Here is a 21,879-nt window from a genome sequence, read left to right as displayed (position 1 = left end):
TGGATTGACCTTAAGAGCTGGCCCGTCAAGTGGACGTTGTGAGATCGTCCACCATTGAGAGCAATGTGGTTAAAATGAGGATCATCAATTGACGCGGTAGTCACTCCACTACCGGTCCAGGTTAGTTCAGTCACCGTCGGTCCGTCACCAGACCTCTGCGAGAAGCAACCAAAAGGCGGTCCCAGCGCATGTCCCTGACCAGTCGCTCCGCTTCCGAGTCATCTCTCTCTTCCTTTCAGGCCGCCGCCCCCGGCTTGACGCTTCAGCTGCTGGGTGACGTGAAACCCGCCTGGCAGGGCCGCCCGCTGAGCCTGACCGCACCCCGGCTGCTGGGGCTGCTGGCCTACCTGCATCTGCACGGCCCCACCACCCGCGAGGAACTGGCCTGCACCTTCTGGCCGGGGGGCAAGGCGACGAATGTGCGCCAAGCGCTGTACACCCTGCGGGCGCTACCAGGAGCAGACGAATGGCTGGTGGACGGCCCTACCGTGACGGTTCATGCCCACAGCGATCTGAATGAGGTCTGGCATCATCTGGGACGGCAGGAGTACGCTCCAGCACTAGACCTTTTGCACCCCTGTACCCCGCTGCTGGGCGGCGTGTTTCATGGGGCGGGAACGGAGTTTGAGGAATGGCTCCAGAGCCAGCAATCGGCGCTGGACACCGCCCACTCCCACGCCCTGCTGGCCCACGCTGGGAAGCTGAGACAGCAGGAGCAATATGATCCAGCCCGCGAATGCCTGCGGCGGGCGCTGGACCTGGACCCGCTGGACGAACGCGCCGCCCGCGCCCTGATGACGCTGGAGCATTCGGCGGGGCGTGTGCATGAAGCGCTGGAAGCCTTTGAGAATTGCCGCCTGACCCTGCGCCGCGAACTGAACGCCGAACCCCAGCCTGCCACGTTGGCCCTCCTGCGCGAGCTGGAAGCCGAGAGCGGCGGCACCAGCGGCGGAGGCAGCCGCACCCGCGTGCTGGGAGTTGCCGATCTGCCCTTTGTGGCAACCGGGCCACTGTGTGGACGCCAGGAGAATTTGCAGGCCGTCACCGCGCACCTGCTGGCCCACAACCGCGCACTGATTCAGGGACTGGCGGGCATGGGCAAATCCCGGCTGGCCTGGGCCGTGGTAGCCCGGACCCTTGAGGAAGATGAGATGGCCCGCGCCGTGTGGCTGGAGCTGAACGCCGACACGCCCGAAATCCTGTTGCCCGCGCTGCTAGACGGTCTGGGCTTGCACGCCCCAACGCCCGACGCCGACGCCATTGCCGCCGCCCTGACCGAGCAACACATCCGCCTGATCGTGCTGGACAACGCGGCCAGCAGTTACGCCCTGCACACGCTGTTGGCGCATCTGCCGCCCGAAGTGCCGGTGCTGGTCACGTCGCGCCAGCGCCTGCCCCGGCTCCCCCGTGTGTCGCTGGAAAGCCTGACGCGGCCCGATTCGGTGGCCCTGGTGCGGGCGTATCTGGAAGATGGGCGGGAAAATAGGAATGAACTCAGCCCCTTACCCCCCGATTCCTACACGCTAGACGCCCTATGTGCCGTGCTGGGCGATCACCCGTATGCGCTGCGGCTGGCCGCGCTGACGCTGGGGCAACCGGATGCTCCCGGCACACGCGAACTGCTGGCTGCGCTGAGCCTGTCGCCTCTGGGTCTGGCTCCGCCCGCCCACGGTGAGGGCCGGAGTGTGACCGCGCTGATTGAACAGAGTCTGGCCCTGCTGGACGCCCCGGCGTATGAGGCGTATCTGGGCCTGGGCAGCCTGTTTGCGCCGCAGACCACGCCGGAGCTGCTGGCGCTGGCGCTGCGCCGGGGCACCGCCGACACTGAGAGCGCCCTGTACGCCCTGACCGATCACGGCCTGACCACCCGCGACACCCGCCCCGGCTCCGAGACCGTGGTGTACCGGATGCACGAACTGACGTGGCACGAGGCCCGCGCCCACCGCGCCCTGCACCCGCACACGGTTCTGCGGGCCACCCGCGACTTTGCCGCCCTCTACACCCAGACCCCGGACCTGCTGAACCATGAAGTGCCGAACCTGCTGGGTGCGGCTGGGCTGGCCCACCTCCAGCACCCGGCGGAGTTGCCTGCCCTGTTCTGCGGCTGGCTGGGCGGGCCGTACATCGGCGCACGCGGCTTTCCCACCGCGCATCTGCCCCTGCTGGCCGAGGCAGTGCAGCGGGCAGAGGAGGCGCAGGACTGGGAAGAGGCGGGGGTGCTGAGTGGGAAGCTGGGAGATGTGCAGCAGGCGCTGCTGGGCGATCAAATCGCGGCGATTGCCCAGTACTTGAAGGCGGCGACGTATGCGGGGCGGGTGGGGCTACTGGGGCGACAGGCAACGGCGCTAGCAATCGCGGGGGTGTTGCAGGCGCTGAACCATCTGCCTGAATCCGGGGCCACACTTGACACTGCTGCACGAATCGCCCACCAGAGCGGCGACGCACTGATTCAGGGGCGGGTGTTGGAGAAACAGGGAGTGGCCCACGCCATGCAGAAGGATTTCGCGGCTGCCCGTGACTCGCTTCAAGCCGCCCGCGAAACCCTGCGCCCGCTCCTGACGCCACAGCATCCGCAGTTTCAGGACGCGCGGACCACCCTGATTAACGTCACCAGCAATCTGGGGCAGGCGCATCAGCGGTTGCATGAGCTAGATACCGCCCTTGCTTTGAAACGGGAGGCGCTGGATCTAGCTCGCCAGAGTGACGAACAATTCACAGCCGCCAGAGAGCTTGCAGACATTGGGGAAGTCCTGGGGGTGATGAATCGCTTTGAAGAATCTCGCGCCGCGTTGCAGGAAGCCATTCAACATTTCCGCGAACTGGGCGCAACAGCGCAGGAGTCCGATGCCCGCACCCTGCTCAATGGCTTGCCTCAACGTGTCTGAACAGATGGACTTGACGGGAACTTGACGCCCGTTCTGACAAGCTCTGGGAGGAGGGAATTATCATGCGAAAAAGTAGGTTCCGCCGATTTATCACCTGTGTTGGAATTTCATCGGTTGTTTCTGGGCTGAGTAGTGGCCTTGAGGCTCCACAACCTTCAGAAGGTGCAGCTCTACCTCCGAAGTTAACTCTGGTGAATCCTTATCAACCTCCAGCAGATGGAAAACAAGCTAATGTAACAGGAAAGGGAAATTTTATCCCGACGACAAATTCAAAATATTGCCCTGTTACTGCCTTTGAGGCTCCAGGACAAGCCTGGAGTGCGGGGCTGACATCCGGTGGCGCAACTTTTCAAGCCAGCACCCGCTATCCAAATAAAACTGTTGAGCCAAAATTTAGCGAAATTCGATTGAATGCCTCTAACCAAATCTCAGGACGGACAGCCATCATTGTCGTGGACCATTTCGCCCCTCTTCAATTGAAAATTGATGAAGACGGACCTGGAGGGAATCCGCCCATTAAGAATTTTTACCTAAGTCACGGAAATTTAGTAGTCGCACATATAAGATCCTTATTGACGACTAGTGGATATGGAAATTATAAAAGCAGCCCATTAACTTTGCGACGTGGTTCTCACTATATTGAAATTTATCCTCTAGAAATTGGTGACCCAAAACAGCCTTTAGATAATGCGGAAAAATACGGCACTACAGCCTTAATACGACAACTTAAGAATTTAGTAAACAATGAAATCGCAAAAAATAGTACGCACATTTTGATAAATATGAGTTTTGCGCTGCTGCCTTGTGACATTTTAATAAACTATCGTGAGGTTAGAAAATTTTGGTACAATTCATCAAAGCTTTATACCATGAATCAGTATATTACTGATCTCCAAAAGCTAAATCTTGGAATGAGTGTGGAGAATGTATTGAAAAATGTACCCGACACCGAGCCATTTAGAGTATGGTATAACGAAAATATACCTAAATTAAGAAAAGAAAAAAAGGTGACGTTGACAGCGTCTAGCAGCAATTTCGGATTAAATTTCTCAACAGCCCCAGCAAGTTGGAACGATATCATTAGTGTTGGTGCAGTAGATAAAAACTGGAACCAGGTTTATGACTCGGTCCCTGGCTCAAGCAAGAAATACTACTGGTCAAGTCGCTCCGATATCCAAACCGTTGGCGAATGGTTTAAATTCCTAAACGATCAGAACAAAAATCAGATCAAGGACTTCTGCAACTATGGTGGCACCTGCATCGCAGATGACATAAAGCCTAATAGTATTCCGTCACGCTATGCCAACTTTGCCTATCGAGGAACGTCCTTCTCTGCGCCCTCAGTTACTGCTTTTTTAGCAACCTTCGGCGATAGTGAGTGTTTCAATGATGCTAGTCCTCAAGGTTTCAAACCTCTGCCGCCACAGAGCAAAGGAAAAGAATTTAAATTTTATGGCACTTGGGTTCAGCAATCTTGCAAGTCCGATACGACGCTCATCAAACCCTCCCCAAAAACCCCATAACTCCCTCATTAAACGCCTCCGCCCGCTCCACCGTCGGAATATGACCGGTGCCGGAGTACGTGATGAACTCCGCGCCGGAAATGTGAGCGGCCAGATGCTGCCCATTCTCGTAACGCACCAGCGGATCGGCGTCACCGTGGACCACCAACGTTGGCACCAGCAGTTTTCCCAGTTCGCCCGTCACGTCATGCGTGCGCGTGGAGCGGAACTGGCGGGCGTAACGCTCCGGCGTCAATGGGCGGTAACCCGCATTGGCGGCGATGGCGTCGGCGGCTTTCGGGTTGGCGTCCATGAAACCGGGGGCCATCATCAGGCCATAGGTGCGGCGGGCGCGTTCGCCAGGGGACAGGGTGAAATCGGGACGCAGCACTTCCAGACCTGTCTCGTCCGGTTTGACATGGCTTGCCCCACCCGCAGACGTAGAAACCAACGTCAGGCTCTGTACCAGCTCCGGCCAGCGCACCGCCAGATTCAGCGCGATAAATCCGCCCATGCTGATGCCCACGATATGAGCGGGTGCGGCGTTCATGGCCCGTAAGAAGGCGGCGGCATCATCGGCCTGATCTGCGGTGGAGTAGTCGGCATCGGTGGGATCACTGTCCCCCGTATCGCGGTGGTCAATGGCGAGGGCGCGGTATTTCTCCCCAAAGACCGGGAGCTGTCCGCGCCAGCCCAGACGATTGCTACCCAGTCCAGTCAAAAAAAGGACGTTGCCCTGCGGGTGTTCAGGCCTGATCTCGTCGTAGGCCAGCGTGCGCGTGCCGATGTTGCAAAAGCGGGGTTCGGGAAGCTGCCCTGACATTAAAACCACTCCGACTGCATCTCTGAGGTGGTGGAATCGGCGCTGGCAAGCAGGTCCGCGTGTGCCTTGATTCTGGGCAGCTCATGGGTAGCGAAGAAGCGGGCGGCCTGCAATTTGCCTTGGTAAAAGTTGGCGTCGTCGCCCCTCGCATCCGGCAAGGCGCGGGCGGCGGCGGCGGCCTGCCTCAGCCACATCCAGCCGACGACGGTATGGCCCAGCATTTCCAGGGCGCTGTTGGCATTCGCCAGAAAGCGGTCCGGGCCAAGGTCCACAGCTTTACCGAGAATGACTTTCAGCGCGCTCTGATTCTGTTCCAGAGCGGTTTTCAGTGCGGCACGAATCTCATCCAGCCCTTCCAACTCTTCGGAGGCTTGCAGATCGGCTTCCATATGCGACATCAACACTTCCAGTCCACGTCCGCCCGCCTGCGTCAGTTTGCGGCCCAGCAGATCGTTGCCCTGGATGCCCTCCGTTCCTTCGTGGATGGGGTTCAGGCGGTTGTCGCGGTAGTACATTTCCACCGGATAATCGCGGGTGTAGCCAGCCCCGCCCATCACCTGAATGGCGTCGCTCAGCGCCTCCTGGCTGTACTTGCTGGGCCAGGACTTGACGATAGGGGTCAGCAGGTCCAGCAGCAGCGAGGTATCGGCGCGGTCCTCTTCCGGCCCAGTTTGCAGGTCATCCACCAGACTGGAGGCATACAGGCCCAATGCCATGCCGCCCTCCACGAAGGCTTTCTGACGCAGCAACAGCCTTTTTACGTCCGCGTGGCCGATGATGGCAATAGCCGGGCTGAGGGGGTCTTTATTGCTGGCGGCGCGGCCCTGAGCGCGTTCGCGGGCATAGTCCAGACTCGCCAGATAGCCCGCGTAGCCCAGCATCACCGCGCCCATGCCGACGCCAATGCGCGCCTCGTTCATCATATGAAACATCTGACGCAGGCCCTGTCCAGCCTCGCCCACCAGCTCGCCTACCGACTCGCCGCCCTCACCAAAATTCAGCAGCGTGTTTGTGGTTCCCCGGTAGCCCATCTTGTGGTTCAGGCCCGCCAGCACGACGTTATTGCTCTCGCCGGGCGTACCATCGTCGTTAATTCTGTAGCGCGGCACCAGGAAGAGGCTGATGCCCTTCACGCCCGCCGCGCCGCCTTTAATCCGCGCCAGGGCAAGATGCACGATGTTTTCGGCCAGCTCGTGTTCGCCGCCCGAAATCCACATCTTGCTGCCGCTAATGCTGTAGGTGCCGTCTTCACGGGGCGTGGCCGTGGTGGTAATGTCAGCCAGCCCGGACCCGGCGTGCGGCTCAGAGAGGGCCATCGTGCCGAACCAGCGGCCCTCCACCAGCGGCAGCATGTACTTTTCCTGCTGCTGGGGCGAGGCGAACACGCGCTGCAAATTGGCGTTGCCGATGGTCAGAAAGGGGTAACCGCTGCTGCCCACATTGGCCGCCTGAAAGTGCGCCTGCACGGCCTGGGTCATCACCCACGGCAGTTGCAGGCCGCCCAGTTCCTCATCGTGGTGGGCGCTGAAGAATCCAGCCTCGCGGAAGGCGCGCATGGCGTCTTTCACCGCTGGCAAGAGCTGCACCTTGCCGTCCACGACGTGTGGCTCGTTCATATCGGATTCGCGGGCGTGGCTGGCGAAATATTTATCGGCCACGTTATAGGCCAGATTCAGCACGTCCTCGTAGACCTCGCGGCTGTGATCAGCGAAGCGGGGGCGCTGGGGCAGGGCGGCGGTGTCCAGCACTTCAAAAAGCTGGAAGCGTAAGTCTCGTTTACTCAGAAAGGGGGCCATATGGAACGCTCCTTGAGAAGAGGGCGGATGTCCGTTTGCGTCTACTTTGAACGTTGACGTTAATATAGGGCATTCCATCCGCCTTTCCGTCCCCACTCCCCAGGAGGTTTCCACCATGCGCGCCCTGATCTGCCAGACCTTTGACCAGCCCGAAACCCTGACCGTCCAGACCCAGCCCGATCCCACGCCCAGCGCCAATGAAGTGGTGCTGGAAGTCAAGGCGGCAGGCGTGAATTACCCGGATGCCCTGATGGTCATGGGCCAGTATCAGATCAAGCCTCCTTTACCCTTCGTGCCGGGAGCAGAGGCCGCAGGCATCATTTCCGCTGTCGGTGAAGGGGTAAAGCATCTGAAAGTCGGACAGCGGGCGGTGGCCTTCACCGGTCTGGGCGCGTTCGCCTCGCACCTGAAGGCAGACGCGGCGACGGTCATGCCGTTGCCGGACGGCATGGATTTTGAGGTGGCGGCCACGTTGCCCCTCGCCTACGGCACCACCATGCACGCGCTGGTGGACCGCGCCCAACTGAAGGAGGGCGAAACCTTGCTGGTGCTGGGAGCAGCGGGCGGAGTGGGACTGGCCGCAGTCATGATCGGCAAAGCGCTGGGCGCACGGGTGATCGCGGCGGCGGGCAGCGACGAGAAGTTGCAACTGGCCCGCGAACACGGCGCGGACGAGGGCTTCAACTACGCCACCGAAGATTTACGAGAGAGAGTCAAGGCGCTGACGGGCGGCAAAGGCCCAGACGTGATCTTTGACCCGGTGGGCGACAAATTTGCCGAACCCGCCTTCCGCAGCATCGGCTGGGGCGGGCGTTATCTGGTGATCGGTTTCGCGGGGGGCGAGATTCCAAAGTTGCCGCTCAATCTGCCGCTGCTCAAGGGCGCGTCGCTGGTGGGCGTGTTCTGGGGCGAATTTGCCAAGCGCGATCCGGCGGCCAATGCCCACAATCTGGCGCGGCTGGCTGGCTGGGTCATGGACGGCACCGTCAAACCGCTGGTCAGCCAGCGCTACTCGCTGGAAGACGGCCCACAGGCCATGCGTGATCTACTGGAGCGGCGCGTCACTGGCAAGGTGGTCATCACCCCTTGACCTCTCCCCCCGAGCAGACCGCCTTCTACACCACCGCCGAACTGGCCCGCGAGGCAGGGGTCACGCGCCGCACAGTCATGCATTACGCCGAGTTGCAACTGCTGACCCCCGATCTGACCACGGTGTCGGGGCGATTGCTGTACGGGCCATATTCGTTGCGCCTGCTCCGCGATCTGATTGACCTGCGCTCGCTGGGCATGCCGCTGGAGGAGGCCCGTGACATGGTCACCCTGCGCCGCGCTACACACGATCTGGCAGGCAACCGCCGCCGCGACTGGAAGCGCGAGGACGTGCCGCTGAGCGACGAGCGTTTGCAGGCCCTCCAGACCCGTCTGCGCGCCATCAATGCGGCTTACGAACGGCAGGCGGATAACTTGGCCCGGTTAGATCGCTGGTTGACCAAACGCTTCACGGGAGACGAGTAGGCCGGGCAGGCATTGAACGTGTTCTGGCCTTCAACGCAAATCCAGCGATCCATCAAAAAGAGCATCTGCAACAACGAAAAATAAGTTTGCAAAGCGTCGATCTGGGGTTGCTCGTCACGTGACGAGCAACCTCTTCATTTTCCCCTCGTCGCACCAATCGCCTGAGATGTCCGGTAGTCCGTGGGGCTGAAGAAGTTCAGGCCGTATCAGGTTGGGCCATTTGAAGATGACCCAGATGCTGGAGCAGGTCCGCCGTGAAAGCGTCCAAACTGCCATCCACCTTGGCTCTGGAGGCCAGCCGCGTGACTTCCTGCGGGTCCGGCTGGCCGACGATCATGCCCATACGCAGCAGGGCGTACTCACTGACGCTCAGGCGTTCGCGCAGCAGAAATTGCAGGGTCTTGAGGGCCGCCTCCACCTGCGCTTCCAGGGGCTGAGGCTCGTCTGTGGCTTCCACCAGCGTGGGCATGTTGGAAGGCGGAGCGCTATTTTTCTTTTTCGCCTTTTCCCTGGGAGCATCCGGCTCGGGGTATTTGTCATCGGAATCGCGGATGATGTCCACCAGCAACGCCGAACGGTTGCGGGCCTTGAAACCGCCTGCAAGCAACCGGATGAACTTGGACAACCGTTCTTGCACATGCTTCTCGCCGTATTCCTCAATCAGCCTGCGGGCCACCGCGCCGGACACCCGGTACTCCTCCAGCTCCATGATCAGCGGGCTGTCGGGCAGGGTGGATTCCTCCTGGCCTGCCAGATCGGCGAAGCGGTAGGTCAGCTCCTGCTTCTGTCCCCGGCCCTCGTACTCCACCGCGCTCAGGTATTGCCGCTCCATCAGTTCCTCGTGCGCGCCCTGCAAGGTGGAGCGAATCTTGTTGCTGCGGCGGTCCACGATCTTGCACGCCTCGGCCCAGTCAATCAGGTTAACCGTAAAAGACGCCAGCGGCTCGCGCGGGTCCTCGGGCGGATAGCGCCGCGCGTCCAGCAGGCGGTACAGGGCGCGGGTCAGCGGGCGGTCCAGACTGGTCAGAAATTCCAGATCTAGCGGCTTGGTGTACTGGGCGCGGATGGATTTGGTGATCGGCGACGCCAGCCTGATCTTGAGGGTGCTGCTGCGGCTCAGGCCCAGGTCCTCATCCCCGCTGGTAAATTCCAGGGCTTCCAGATAGTTGAAGGTCACCGTGGTCCAGTTGCCCCGGCGGTGGTCCCGCCACGCCTCCGAGGCGGTGTAGGTAGACGTTCGCAGCCGGAACAGTGTTTGACGCAGGTTCTGGTAGTAGCGCCCGGAATCGTGCAGGCCAGCGCGTTTCAGAATCTGGTAGGCGGTGGTGTGCAGTGTGCCATCCTCCGGGCAACCGTCCTCCACGTACAGATCAATTAACGCGGTAGAGATGTCGCCGTCCAGGCCGTGCGGCACACCGCCGTACTTGGGAATCGCGTCGCAGCTCAGCCGGGCGGGGCGGCCCTCGACATGAAAGTCGACGGTCCATGAAGTAAAGCTGTCTGGCACGCGTTCCTGGATGCTAATCAACCCCAGCCTTCCCACGTTGGCCTCGTCAATGCGCGAGATTTCCCTGGGGGAAGCAGGTCTGGTTGCCGAGCGTGATTTTGGAGAACGTTTGGTGCCAGTCAACGCCATTTCCTCCCGGTTCTGGTTTATGCATAATACCCTCCAAAAACGCTCAAAACCACTACCGTACTACTCAGGCGATTCGGGATTCCGACTACCGGACAACTCAGGCGGTTTGAATGGCGGAAAATAGGCTAAGACTTGTCTCAGTCGGAATTATTGACTCGTTTTAGACTGGCCTCTCAAACTACCGTACTACTCAGGCGATTTGGCCTCCGACTACCGTACTACTCAGGCGATTTGGTCTTACAAGTACCGGACTACTCAGGCGATTGGCCTCTTACACGTACCGGACAACTCAGGCGATTCGGTCTTACAAGTACCGGACTACTCAGGCGATTGGGGATTCCGACTACCGGACAACTCAGGCGATTCGGTCTTACAAGTACCGGACTACTCAGGCGATTGGGGCCAAAAGTACCGGACTACTCAGGCGATTTTCTCTTACAAGTACCGGACTACTCAGGCGAAAAAACCGAAAACCGCTGTGTTTCTGGGCTTTTGCCCGCCGCCCCTGATGATGATCATCAAATCTTTTTAAAAGCTTTTAAAAGCTCTAAAAGATCATCATCAAGGTGCGCTCGGCCCAATTCTGGCTGGCCCATTTCCCCAGACCTCCCAAAATGGGCCAAAAGGAGATTTTCAGAAGCTTAACGGCTCCACCCCACCTCACCAAACCCTCTATACGCTCACCAGAGGGCCGTAGAAAGCCCTGGCAGGAAATTCACGCCTCTGTGTCCGATTAACCTCTCGCTGGCTCCCTCACGGCCTTCCTACTGCCATTTTTGAGGATCAAGTTTTATGCATTTTTATGTATAATAGATAAACACTGTCCTGCACGGGATTTAAGGCCATTTGAACCTATTTTCGGACCCTTTAGCCTGGTCAAGTCGCCTGTGATGTCCGTGGTTTGGTTCATCGGCTGAAAATTGGCCCGAATTTCTGATCTGACCTCTTCTCTCCCCTGCCCAGTCCTCCGTCTTGTCCGCCCGCCAGAAACTCCGTATGGTGACAGGCAATGACAACCAAACGAGCGTTAGGCAAACTTGCGTGGCCCCATCTGGAGCCAGATGCAGATCTTTGACCCCACCATCTTCCCGATTCTGGCGGCGGACGGGCTGACCAATGGAGCGGTTTACGCGCTGCTGGCACTGGCGCTGGTGCTGGTCTTTGCCGTGACGCGCGTGATTTTTATTCCACAGGGCGAATTTGTGGTCTTTGGCACGCTGACGCTGGCCACCCTGCAACTGGGCCGCACGCCGGGAACGCTGTGGCTGGTGCTGGCGCTGCTGGGCATCGCCGCACTGATGGAAGCCTTTTCTCTGGCAAGGAACGGACAGGCACGGCGGGGACTGACAACACTGGGGGGCGCGGCGCTGCTGGGCGTGGGCATCTGGGCGCTCACGGGCTGGCTGGCCCCGCTCATGGCTCCGCTGTGGGTCCAGGTGATTCTGACATTGGGTCTGGTTGCGCCACTTGGCCCGCTTCTCTACCGCGTCGTCTACCAGCCGCTCCAGAACGCCACCGTCCTTGTGCTGCTGATCGCCTCGGTGGCGCTGCATCTGGTGTTGACTGGCCTCGCGCTCGTCTTTTTCGGCCCCGAGGGTTCACGCACTCCGGCCTTTTTTGAGGGCAATCTGACACTGGGGCAGGTCACGCTGAGCTGGCAAAGCATTCTGGTGATCGTGGCCTCGGCGGCGCTGATGCTGGGGCTGTATCTGTTCTTCGAGCGCACCATGCCCGGCAAGGCGCTGCGGGCCACCGCCGTCAACCGTCTGGGGGCGCGGCTGGTGGGGATCAGTCCGTCCTCAGCAGGGATGCTGACCTTCACGCTGGCGGCGCTGATTGGTGCGCTGGGCGGCGTACTGATCGGCCCCAGCGTGGCCGTGACCTACGACAGCGGCTTCCTGATCGGTCTCAAAGGTTTCGTGGGCGCGATTATCGGCGGTTTAGTCAGTTACCCGCTGGCGGCAGCGGGGGCCATTCTGGTGGGATTGATTGAAAGTTTCGCCAGTTTTAGCCTCTCGGCCTGGAAGGAAGTGATCGTGTTCACGTTGATTCTGCCCGTGCTGCTGTGGCGTTCGCTCACCACCCGCCACATCCCGGAGGACGAGGAATGAATCCGTCTCAGACCGTTCCGAAGTTTTCCTTTCGCCTGAGCCTGAGCATTGCCGCCGCACTGATCGCGCTGTCATTGCCGCTGCTGCTGCCGCTTTTTCAGGTCACGCTGCTGATCAATATCCTGATCTTTTCCATCGTCGTGGTCGGTCTGGTACTGCTCACTGGCATCCTGGGGTTGACCAGTTTCGGGCAGGCGGCGTTCATGGGCGTCGGCGCGTATACCACTGCCGTTTTAACCGCGCAGATGGGATGGAATCCGTGGCTGTCGCTGCCCGTCTCGTTGCTGGTCACGGGCCTGATCGCGTGGTTCCTTGGCCTGCTGACGCTGAGAATGCAGGGCCATTACCTGCCCCTTGCGACGATTGCCTGGGGCATCAGTCTGTTCTATGTATTCGGCAACACCCCAGCGCTGGGCGGCTTTACTGGCCTGACCGACATTCCGCCCATTTCTGTTTTTGGTCTGGAATTGACCTCACCGCGTAATTTCGCTTATCTGGCCCTGGCCTGCCTTGGGGTGGTGGCGCTGGGCGCACAGTTTCTGCTGTCCAGCCGCACCGGGCGGGCCATGCGGGCGCTGCGTTCGGGACCGCTGGTGGCCGAGGCGTTCGGCGTGTCCGCTTTCGGTCTGCGGGTGCAGGTTTTTGTCCTCTCGGCGCTGATGGCCGCGTTGGCGGGCTGGCTCTACGCGCACAGCCAGCGTTTCGTCAATCCCACGCCGTTCAGCCTGCAAGCGGGCATTGAATACTTGTTCATGGCCGTGGTGGGCGGTTCGCAGTATGTCTGGGGCGGCGTGCTGGGCGCGGGATTGATCACGCAGATCAGGGAAGAATTGCGCGATATTCTCCCCGGTCTGCTGGGGCAACAGGGCAATTTCGAGGTCATCGTGTTCGGGGCGCTGGTCATTCTGGTGCTGCAATTCGCGCGCCAGGGGCTGTGGCCGCTGCTGGAACGCCTGTTGCCGCAGGAGGGCATCCGCATTCTGCCGGAGCGTGAAAAGTTCTCGCCACGCCCCAAACCTGCCCCCGGCACTCCACTTCTGAGCGTTAAAAATGCGGTCAAGCAGTTCGGCGGTCTGCGTGCAGTGGGCGACGTGTCGTTTGACCTCAACGCTGGGGAAATCCTGGGGCTGATCGGCCCCAACGGCGCGGGCAAAAGCACCATGTTCAACCTGATTACCGGGGTCAACCCGGCCACCTCCGGCCAGATCACCTTCATGGGCCAGGACATCAGCCGCCGCACCGCCGGGCAGATTCACCGCCTGGGCCTGAGTCGTACCTTTCAGCACGTCCACCTGCTCCCCGATCTGACGCTGCTGGAGAACACCATGATGGGCGGCTACGCGCGCGGCAAGGCCGGAATCGTCCGCAGCCTGCTGCACCTGGAACGCGGGGAGGAGGCTGCGCTGCAACACGAGGCGCTACGCCAACTGGAGCGCGTCGGACTGGGTGCGCAGGCGTTCACGCTGGCCGGAAATCTGGCGCTGGGGCAACAGCGGGTGCTGGAAATTGCGCGGGCGCTAGTGGCCGATCCCACGCTGCTGCTGCTGGACGAACCCGCCGCCGGGCTGCGCTACGGCGAGAAGGCCGAGCTGATCACCCTTCTCCGAAAACTGCGGGGCGAGGGGGTCACGGTGCTGCTGGTGGAACACGACATGGATCTGGTGATGGGGCTGGTGGACCGGCTGGTGGTCATGAACTACGGTGAAAAACTGGCCGAGGGTTCGCCGCAGCAGGTGCGCGAGAATGCCGACGTGCGCGAGGCGTATCTGGGTGTGGACATGGAAGAAGAGGGGGCCGCATGACCTCCAACCTCTTGCTGGAAGTGCGCGATCTGCATACCCGGTATGGCCGCGTGGAAGCCCTGAGTGGTGTCTCGCTGGAAGTTCCCGCTGGGCACATCGTCAGCGTGATCGGGGCGAACGGGGCGGGGAAGACCACGCTGATGAACTCGGTCATGGGAATTCTGCCCAGCACGGGCGAGCTGATCTACGAGGGCCAGCCTCTGCGCGGCATTCCGCTGGAAACCCGCGTGGCGCGCGGCATCAGCCTGGTGCCGGAGCGGCGGGACCTGTTCGCCTCCATGAGCGTGGCCGACAACCTGACCCTGGGCGCTTACAGCCGCCGTCAGCAGAAATGGCGCGGTGATCTGGACCACGTCTACGAGCGCTTTCCGCGTCTGCTGGAGCGGCGCAAACAACTGGCGGGCACGCTGTCGGGCGGCGAGCAGCAGATGCTGGCGATTGGCCGGGCGCTGATGGGCAAGCCCAGATTGCTGCTGCTGGACGAACCCTCGCTGGGCCTTGCGCCACTGATCGTGCGCGACATCCTGCGGATCATCAAAACCCTGCAATCTGAGGGCGTGACCGTGCTGCTGGTAGAACAGAACGCGCGGGCCAGCCTCGCCATCAGCGACAGCGGTTACGTGCTGGAGACCGGGGAGGTCAAGCTCAGCGGCCCGGCGCGCGAACTGGCGCAGAACCCTGAGTTGACGGCCAGCTATCTGGGCGGCTAACGCCTGCCGTCTGTAACGCGGCAGAGATCGGGATAACACCAGTTCGCTCACTCCACGCCCGGAATCCACTTTCTCTTCCCCAGATTTCCTGGCGTTTCCAGTACCCTTCAACCAGAGTCCCTGTCAGCCCTGACGCTGAAGCGCGTGCAGGCTGGCGTACAGGCCGCCCCGTTCCAGCAGTTCGATGTGCGTGCCGATCTCGGCGATGCGGCCCCGCTTCATGACCACGATGCGGTCTGCGCGGGCCACGGTGCTGAGGCGGTGCGCCACCACAAAGCAGGTGCGTCCATGCAGCAGCCGGGTCAGGGCGTTCTGGATCAGGTGTTCGGAGGCGCTGTCCAGGGCGCTGGTGGCCTCGTCCAGAATCAGTACGCGCGGATCGCGCACCAGGGCGCGGGCGATGGCGATACGCTGCTTCTGCCCGCCCGAGAGTCTGGCCCCATGTTCGCCCAGGCGGGTATCCAGGCCCTCGGGCAGATCGGCCAGAAACTCCTGGATGTGTGCGTCGGCCAGCACCTGCTCCAGCCTTTCGTCAGGCAGCCCCTCGGTGCCGTACAGGATGTTGTCGCGCACACTGCCGTCGAACAGCAGGGTTTCCTGCGGCACCACGGACAGGTGCTGGCGGTAGGTTCGCAGGTCCAGCCCCGCCATGTCCTGACCGTCCAGCAGAATCTGCCCGCTGCCGGGGCGCAGAAAGCCGATCAGCAGGTTGATCACGGTACTCTTGCCCGCCCCTGATGGGCCGACGAGGGCAATGGTTTCGCCGGACCGGACCTCCAGATTCAGGTTCTCCACGCCGTCGCCGTAGCGGCGCTCTCCCGGCGCACCCGCCTCCGGGCCGTAACTGAAATTGACATTCTGGAGGGAAAACGCTCCACGCACCGCCGTCACGGCCCGCTTGCCCTCGTTGTGTTCCAGATCGGGGGATTCCAGCACCTCGCCGATAGAACGCACCGATTCCAGCCCCTTGGCGATCAGGGGCAGAGTATTGACCAGCCCCAGCGCGCTGCCGGTCAGGGTGGCAAAATAACCGCTGATCAGGACCACATCGCCCACCGTGATGGGCAGGCTGCCGGTATAGGCCGCCCAGCCCGCCATCACCAGACACACGGCGTTCAGGCCCTGAAAGACCACCCAGGTCACGCTGCCGAACAACCCGTTCACGCTGTCCAGGCGCAGCCCGGCGTCGCGCACCTCGTTCAGGCGGCTCAGGGTGCGGCTCAGCTCGCCCTGCTCGGCGCTGTGCGCCCGCGTGACCGGGATCATCCGCAGCATCTCCGAAACGCGGCCCGACAGGTGTTCGAGCTGGCCGCGAAATTCCCGGTTGCGCTCCCTGATCGGCGCTTGCAGGGCGGCGTACAGCCCCAGCGCCAGCGGCACGATGAGGGCGAAAAAGACCAGGAACCACGGCACCCGCAACGCCGTGACCGTCAGCACCACCACGATGGTCAGCAGCAGCGCGGGCACGTCCTGAAAGACCTGCCGCGTGAGTTGCTCCAGCACTTCCACGTCGCGCAGCACCTTGGTTTGCAGCGCCCCCGCCGAAGTGGTGCCGAAATACCCGATGCTGAGCTGCTGAAATTGCCGGGCCAGCCGGGCACGAAGCTGCACTTCCATGCGCCGGATCACCCGGCTGGTCAGGCGCACGTACAGCGCGTTGGTGGGAATGTTCTGGAGTTGCAGCCCCAGGAGCACCGCCCCGTTCCACCACAGCTCGGTGATGGGATGCGCCTCGGGCCGGGTGATGATGTTGATGATGTTGGCGGTGACCAGTGGCATGGCCCACGACGGGCTGTGCTTGACGATGTACACCAGCAGCGCCAGCGCCAGCCGGGCGTGGGCCTGACGGTACAGCCCCAGCAGCGTTCGTAGCGGCGTCTGGCCGTTATAGGGAGGGTCCGGGCGTTCTGTGGGCCGGGTCAGCGCTGGATTGGACATGGGGACCGCCGGAGGGGAGGGGGGCGTGAGGGAAGGGGGTTTGGAGAGATTGAAGGATCGCTGACAATGCGCTTGTGATGGCCGACGAGACATCAGCACCGCCCGCCCTCACGCCCTTACAGCTTGAGGATTCTCACGGGCTTCCAGCGGGATGCGCCCTCAGCCCGTGCCGATGCCCAGGACTTCGCGGGCAAACGTGTAACTGCGCTGCACATTGGCCTCTTCCAGCGCCAGGGTTTCGGTCTCGCTGGCCTGCGGTTCGGACACGATTTCCAGCATGATCCGGTCCAGGCCAGACTCGTTCACCAGAATGTCCAGCACCGCCCGCAGATCAATCACGCCCTCACCCAGCGCCACGCCATACGACTTGAAGCCCCAGTTCTCCATCTTCATGGCGTAATCCTTGAAATGGGTGTTGATGATGTACGGCGCGAGTTGCTTGACGGCAGCCACCGGGTTTTCAAGGTGGATCATGAAGTTGCCCAGGTCAACGCAGACCCCCACGCTGGGCGAATCAATGCGCTCGATGACCTCTAGCAACTCCGGGGTGGTGGCGTCGCAGTGGTTTTCCAGGGCGATGCGGATGCCCAAGTCCGCCGCCTGCGGGGCCACTGAGCGCAGCAACGTGACGGCGCGGCTGGTTTGCCCGGCCACATCGGTATCCCGTTCAAAGCGCGAGAAGCCCATGAAGGTCCGCATCAGAGGCGCGCCCAGCAGACTGGCGATCTGCAATTCCTGGGCGATGGTGTCTGCCGTAACGTAGGCCGAGCCGTATTCCACAAACAGGTTGCGTTCTGCCGCCGCCGCACGCAGCTCTTTCAGGTAGGCCGGATCGTGACTGGTCAGATGTGTCAGGTCGATCTGGATGCCGTCAAAGCCGAGGTCATGCACATGCTCCATGTACTGAAACAGCGTCATGATCTGGCGAGGCTTGAAGTCATGTGACCCGAAAGCCATGCGGTAGCTGTAGCTGAACAGGCCCAGTTTCAGATTCTTAAACCCGCTCAAGTTCGCCCACCCTGACCGTTTCCTGCGCGCCCAGCCAGCGGGCGGTCAGTTTGGCCGGATTCAATTGCCGAGTCTGAATCAACCGCATTTCACCGGGCAGTAGGTCCAGCATGTTGTCGTCCCAGACGGTTTCCGGGGCCGATTCCAGCCAGATGCCCTTGGCGGGGCGCGTCACGCTCAGGCTCAGCGAATCTGGGCCGGTCACGTCCACCTTCAGGCCGGGATCGGGGAAGGTCAGGTATTTGAACGGCTCGGGCCAGCGCACCTCGCGGGCGATCACGTCCCCGCCGTAGCGCAGGGTGACGGCCACGATGGTGGAGGCGGCGTCGTGTTCGGCGGCGAAGTGGCCCAGTTCGGTTACTTCATTGGCCGCCAGCGTCACCTCGCGGGTTTCTGTCCCCAGTTCCTGACCGTCCAGCGCCAACGTGCGGAGTTCCAGGGTCACGGTCTGAACTTCCGCCGTGCCGTTGACGGCCCAGACCTCAGCCCCCTTCCCAGTCACAGTGACGCCGACACTGACAGGCTTCAGCGCCCGCTTGATGGCGTAATACGCGGGCTTGGGCTGGCCCGACGAGTCGATGATGGCCCAGCTCGTCACCGGCCAGCAGTCGTTAAGCTGCCACACCAATGCGCCGGACACCGCCCGCTTGCCCGCTCTGCCCCAGCGCCGCCGCCAGCCCCGGTAAGCACAGTCCAGCGCCTCGGTCTGCATCAGTTGCGAGGCGTACACGTAGCCCGGCAGATCGGCGGGAATGGGTACGGTGTCGCCGATGTAGACGTTCAGGCGGCGCGGTCCGTCGCCCGCCTTGTTGTGGTGTTCCAGCGTGCGGCTGGCGGGAAAGCGTTCCTCGGGGGGCACGACACTTTCCAGTAGCGCCAGTGACGGCAGCGACTGCATCCCGAACTCCGCGACGAAACGGCCCTCGTACCTGGGATAGTCCTGATATGGGGCCATCGCGCCGTGCCACACGTCCCAGGTGTGGCGGTCCCCGATCTCCTGATCGGTGGAATTCGGCCCACCGAAGGCGCTGCCCGGCCAGTACGGCGTGGCGGGATTCAGGCGGGCGCAGACTTCCGGCAGCAGCTCCTCGTAAGTACTCAGGGCGTCAAACTTGCTCTCGTCGCCGCCCGGCCCGTAGGCCCCCACCGAATGGGCGATCTGATAATCCTCGTTGTTGCCGCACCACAGGGCCAGAGAGGCGTGATGACACAGACGGCGCACGGCCACCGCTGCCTCCTCGCGGATGCTGGCCTGAAACTCGGCGTGGGCCGGGTACATGCCGCAGGCGAACATGAAATCCTGCCAGACCAGCAGGCCCAGCTCGTCGCAGACGTCGTAAAATACGTCGTTCTCGTAGATGCCGCCGCCCCACACGCGGATCATGACCATGTTCGCGTCCCTGGCCTGGGTCAGGCGGGTGCGGTAACGCTGGGGCGTGATGCGCGGCAGGAAGTTGTCGTCGGGAATCCAGTTTGCGCCGCCGCAGAAGATCGGCGTGCCGTTGATCTCAAAGAAGAAAGAGCTGCCGGGTTCGTCTGCCACGGGTTCCTGAATCAGTCGGATAGTCCTGACACCCACCCGAAGTTCCGAGGAAGTTCCATATTCCAGGCTGGCCCGCACGGTATATAGTGGCTGCTCGCCGTAGCCAGCGGGCCACCACAGGGCCGGGTTGTCCACGCTGAAGGTATGCGCCACAGTCTCGGCAGCGGGCAGGGTTTGGGACGCAACTACTGCGCCGTCCGGTCCCAGTAGCTCCAGCACGACATTTCCAGCAATCTTGCCCTTCACGTCCACGCTCACCGGAAATTCGGCGTGTTTCAGGTCTTCCGACAGTGATACGGGACAGACCAGTTCGTCCAGCCGGGCAGCGTAGACCTCCAGCCGCACGCCGCGCCACAGCCCCGCCGTCATCAGCACCGGACCCCAGTCCCAGCCGTAGTGGTACTGCGCTTTGCGGACATACAGGCGGCTGGAATCGCCGTTCCACAACTGGCGTTTGCCCAATTTGGCCTCGATTCCCTGACCGCGCAACAGAGCGGAGGAAAACAGGACGCGCAGTTCGTTGGACCCCTCGCGCAGCTTGCCCGCCACCGACACGCGGCGCGGCACAAACATATTCTCGCTTTCCAGAATCAGCTCACCGTTCATCCACACCTTTGCAAAGGTGTCCAGACCGTCAAAGCACAGATCGGCGCGTTGATCGTTCGCCACTGCTGGCGCGTCAAATTCCAATTGATAGAGCCAGTCGGTTTCGCCCACCCACTGCACATCCAGTTCGTTCAGGCCAACGTTGGGATCGGGAATGCGGCCCGTGGCCAGCAGATCCTGATGCACCGTGCCGGGAACGCTGGCGGCGGCCCAGTCGGAATCAGAGGCGAAATCGTCGCTCAGGGGATGCTGAGGTTTGCGGGCCTTGAAGTGCCAGCCGCTGTGCAGGGAGAGAGAATGGGTCATTTCAGTTCCTTGTGGGTTTCGCCCAGCATCACTTTCTTGCCGCGCCGCGCACTCTCCACCGCGCCGAAGACCATGCCCAGGCTCTTGATGTTGTCGGTGCAATCGGTTTCGGGGCGGCGGTTCTCGTCCAGGGCGGCGAACATCTCGTCCAGGCAGCCGAAATGACCCTCGGGGCCGGGGCCGCTATGCGACATTTCCGCCTCCACCCGCCGGAAGTCGCGCAGGAAGCCCTGCTGCCCGGCATCGGCCACCACCTCGGCATATGGGGCGTTGGTGCCGTCCCAGATCGCCGCGCCCGCGCTGCCCATCACGCGCCACTCGGCCTCCCAGGAGGTCGGCGCACCCTCGGCACACCACGAACCGTTGTAGCTGAAGACCTGTCCGCCCTCAAATTCAAAGATGCACACCGCCGCCGCGCCGCCCGCATACCACGACCCCGGCGGGTTGAATTCCTGGCAGTACACCGACACCGGATCGGCCCCCAGGATGAAGCGGGCCTGATCGAAGGTGTGAATGGCCATGTCCAGCAGCAGCGGGCTGTCCATCGCGTCGCGGAAGCCGCCGAAGTGTGCGCCGATGAAGAAGTTGGCGGTGGTGAATCCCGGCGTGCCGATGCTGCCGCGCACCAGATCACGGAAGGCGTGCATCTGCGGCAGGTAGCGGCGGTTCTGCATCACGGCGTAGGTGCGCCCGCTCTGCGCGGCAGCCGTGACCATGTGGCGGGCCTGCGCCATCCCGGCGGCCAGCGGTTTCTCGCCGAATACATTGCAGCCTGCCTTCAGGGCGGCCACCGTGACCGCCTCGTGCGCGTCGGGCACCGTCACGTCGAAGACCACGTTGGCCCCGCTGGCCCCGATGGCGGCTGACACGTCGTTGAAGATGGGAACGCCGCTCAGATGGTGTTTTTCCGCCAATGCCTGCGCGGTGGCCTCGTTCAGGTCCACCAGCGCCACCAGTTCGGCGTCTTCCCGCTGAAGCGCGTAGTCCACCCAGGTGTTCGCCATGTTGCCGCAGCCCACGAGTGCGATACGGAATTTTGGATCGGTGGCGGCGGTCATCCCATTTCCGTCACTTGGGGTTCGCTGATCACCGGATTGGGCACGAACGCGCCGCCCCGGCACTCCTTGAGGTAATTCAGCGCGTGGACCTGTCCGGTCATTTCCAGCTCGCCCCTGTAAACCGGATCGTGGAAGCCCTCGATGGCGATGTCGCCGCTGTACCCACTCTGGCGCAGGATGCTGATCACGTCGGTCCAGTTGGTGTCGCCGAAACCGGGAGTGCGGTGCCACACGTAAGGGTGGGGGCCGTGGATGCCGGACTCGCGGATCACGTCCCAGGCGATGGTGGCGTCCTTCAGTACCGGACAACTCGATTTCAATAGCGTCCTGAACAGCATTTTTGACATTTGAGCATTTGGTTGTCATCTGGGACGGCGAAAGGCGGCTTCTTGGAGTTATGAGACACGAAGAAGCCGCCCAAATCGACGCGATCAAGTTTGCCCAGCTCTTGAAAGAGCGCTTCCCCTTTTTGCGACGCGATACCTTGCAACGCGTCGAAGACGCCATGTGTTCGCTGATCGAGCAACGCTCTACCAATCAACAGCAGTGGTCCCAGGCCATGCCTGGGACCAGCTCCCCAGAAGCCAAGAAGAAGCGTCTGGGACGGTGTATACAGGACCCGAAATTGAACGACGATTTC

At 61.8% G+C, this 21,879-nt stretch carries 15 protein-coding genes and 1 pseudogene; 8 read left to right on the top strand and 8 right to left on the bottom strand.

Going from position 1 to position 21,879, the window contains the following annotated elements; genetic code table 11:
* Window positions 1-188: 188 nt before the first annotated feature.
* Entirely contained in the window at window positions 189-2,885 is a 2,697-nt protein-coding gene (locus tag Q319_RS0111730) for an AfsR/SARP family transcriptional regulator (RefSeq protein WP_034414829.1), read from the top strand.
* Between the two features lie 62 nt (window positions 2,886-2,947).
* Window positions 2,948-4,408 carry a S8/S53 family peptidase gene (locus tag Q319_RS27095; RefSeq protein ID WP_156039304.1) on the top strand — a complete coding sequence of 487 codons (1,461 nt, stop codon included), beginning with the start codon at window positions 2,948-2,950 and terminating at the stop codon, window positions 4,406-4,408.
* On the opposite strand, the gene Q319_RS0111725 is transcribed toward Q319_RS27095, so the two are convergent.
* Window positions 4,383-5,210, bottom strand: coding sequence for an alpha/beta fold hydrolase (locus Q319_RS0111725; RefSeq protein WP_029482690.1), 828 nt, complete (start codon window positions 5,208-5,210; stop codon window positions 4,383-4,385). The genes Q319_RS27095 and Q319_RS0111725 overlap by 26 nt on opposite strands.
* Window positions 5,210-7,006: an acyl-CoA dehydrogenase gene (locus Q319_RS0111720; RefSeq protein WP_029482689.1), complete on the bottom strand. Its 1,797-nt coding sequence runs from the start codon at window positions 7,004-7,006 to the stop codon at window positions 5,210-5,212. Before Q319_RS0111720 ends, Q319_RS0111725 begins: the two co-directional genes overlap by 1 nt.
* Before the next feature lie 115 nt (window positions 7,007-7,121).
* Between Q319_RS0111720 and Q319_RS0111715 the strand changes: the two genes are divergently transcribed.
* Entirely contained in the window at window positions 7,122-8,096 is a 975-nt protein-coding gene (locus tag Q319_RS0111715; protein WP_029482688.1) for an NADPH:quinone oxidoreductase family protein, read from the top strand.
* Window positions 8,093-8,521: a MerR family transcriptional regulator gene (locus Q319_RS0111710; RefSeq protein ID WP_029482687.1), complete on the top strand. Its 429-nt coding sequence runs from the start codon at window positions 8,093-8,095 to the stop codon at window positions 8,519-8,521. The genes Q319_RS0111715 and Q319_RS0111710 overlap by 4 nt, the downstream gene beginning before the upstream one ends.
* Before the next feature lie 196 nt (window positions 8,522-8,717).
* On the opposite strand, the gene Q319_RS0111705 is transcribed toward Q319_RS0111710, so the two are convergent.
* Window positions 8,718-10,157 (bottom strand): replication initiator protein A, encoded by a 1,440-nt coding sequence (locus Q319_RS0111705; RefSeq protein WP_029482686.1) that lies wholly within the window; start codon window positions 10,155-10,157, stop codon window positions 8,718-8,720.
* Window positions 10,158-11,218: 1,061 nt separating this feature from the next.
* Here Q319_RS0111705 and Q319_RS0111700 point away from each other — a divergent pair.
* Genes Q319_RS0111700 through Q319_RS0111690 form a run of 3 tightly spaced genes read left to right on the top strand, consistent with a single transcriptional unit; the run spans window position 11,219 to window position 14,780 of the window.
* The gene (locus tag Q319_RS0111700) at window positions 11,219-12,268 is read left to right on the top strand and encodes a branched-chain amino acid ABC transporter permease (RefSeq protein WP_029482685.1); all 1,050 of its coding nucleotides are present in this window, start codon (window positions 11,219-11,221) and stop codon (window positions 12,266-12,268) included.
* Window positions 12,265-14,070, top strand: a complete 1,806-nt coding sequence (locus Q319_RS0111695) for a branched-chain amino acid ABC transporter ATP-binding protein/permease (RefSeq protein WP_051655330.1) — start codon at window positions 12,265-12,267, stop codon at window positions 14,068-14,070. The genes Q319_RS0111700 and Q319_RS0111695 overlap by 4 nt, the downstream gene beginning before the upstream one ends.
* Entirely contained in the window at window positions 14,067-14,780 is a 714-nt protein-coding gene (locus tag Q319_RS0111690; RefSeq protein ID WP_029482683.1) for an ABC transporter ATP-binding protein, read from the top strand. Before Q319_RS0111695 ends, Q319_RS0111690 begins: the two co-directional genes overlap by 4 nt.
* 123 nt (window positions 14,781-14,903) lie before the next feature.
* On the opposite strand, the gene Q319_RS0111685 is transcribed toward Q319_RS0111690, so the two are convergent.
* The 5 genes from Q319_RS0111685 to Q319_RS0111665 all read right to left on the bottom strand — a co-directional run bounded on the left by Q319_RS0111685 (window position 14,904) and on the right by Q319_RS0111665 (window position 21,586).
* Window positions 14,904-16,718 carry an ABC transporter ATP-binding protein gene (locus tag Q319_RS0111685; RefSeq protein WP_029482682.1) on the bottom strand — a complete coding sequence of 605 codons (1,815 nt, stop codon included), beginning with the start codon at window positions 16,716-16,718 and terminating at the stop codon, window positions 14,904-14,906.
* A gap of 159 nt (window positions 16,719-16,877) precedes the next feature.
* Window positions 16,878-17,726 (bottom strand): sugar phosphate isomerase/epimerase family protein, encoded by an 849-nt coding sequence (locus Q319_RS0111680; RefSeq protein ID WP_029482681.1) that lies wholly within the window; start codon window positions 17,724-17,726, stop codon window positions 16,878-16,880.
* On the bottom strand, window positions 17,713-20,181 hold the full coding sequence (locus tag Q319_RS0111675; RefSeq protein ID WP_051655329.1) for a glycoside hydrolase family 2 protein: 2,469 nt from the start codon (window positions 20,179-20,181) through the stop codon (window positions 17,713-17,715). Before Q319_RS0111675 ends, Q319_RS0111680 begins: the two co-directional genes overlap by 14 nt.
* Window positions 20,178-21,239, bottom strand: coding sequence for a Gfo/Idh/MocA family protein (locus Q319_RS0111670; protein WP_029482679.1), 1,062 nt, complete (start codon window positions 21,237-21,239; stop codon window positions 20,178-20,180). Before Q319_RS0111670 ends, Q319_RS0111675 begins: the two co-directional genes overlap by 4 nt.
* Window positions 21,236-21,586 (bottom strand): sugar phosphate isomerase/epimerase, encoded by a 351-nt coding sequence (locus Q319_RS0111665; RefSeq protein WP_211252361.1) that lies wholly within the window; start codon window positions 21,584-21,586, stop codon window positions 21,236-21,238. Before Q319_RS0111665 ends, Q319_RS0111670 begins: the two co-directional genes overlap by 4 nt.
* Before the next feature lie 50 nt (window positions 21,587-21,636).
* Here Q319_RS0111665 and Q319_RS0111660 point away from each other — a divergent pair.
* Window positions 21,637-21,879, top strand: a pseudogene (locus tag Q319_RS0111660) (IS4 family transposase); the annotation flags it as partial.

Origin of the sequence: Deinococcus marmoris DSM 12784, assembly GCF_000701405.1 — a bacterium.
In the GTDB taxonomy this organism is placed as follows: Bacteria; Deinococcota; Deinococci; order Deinococcales; family Deinococcaceae; genus Deinococcus; species Deinococcus marmoris.
This window is presented reverse-complemented; position numbering and strand designations above follow the sequence as displayed.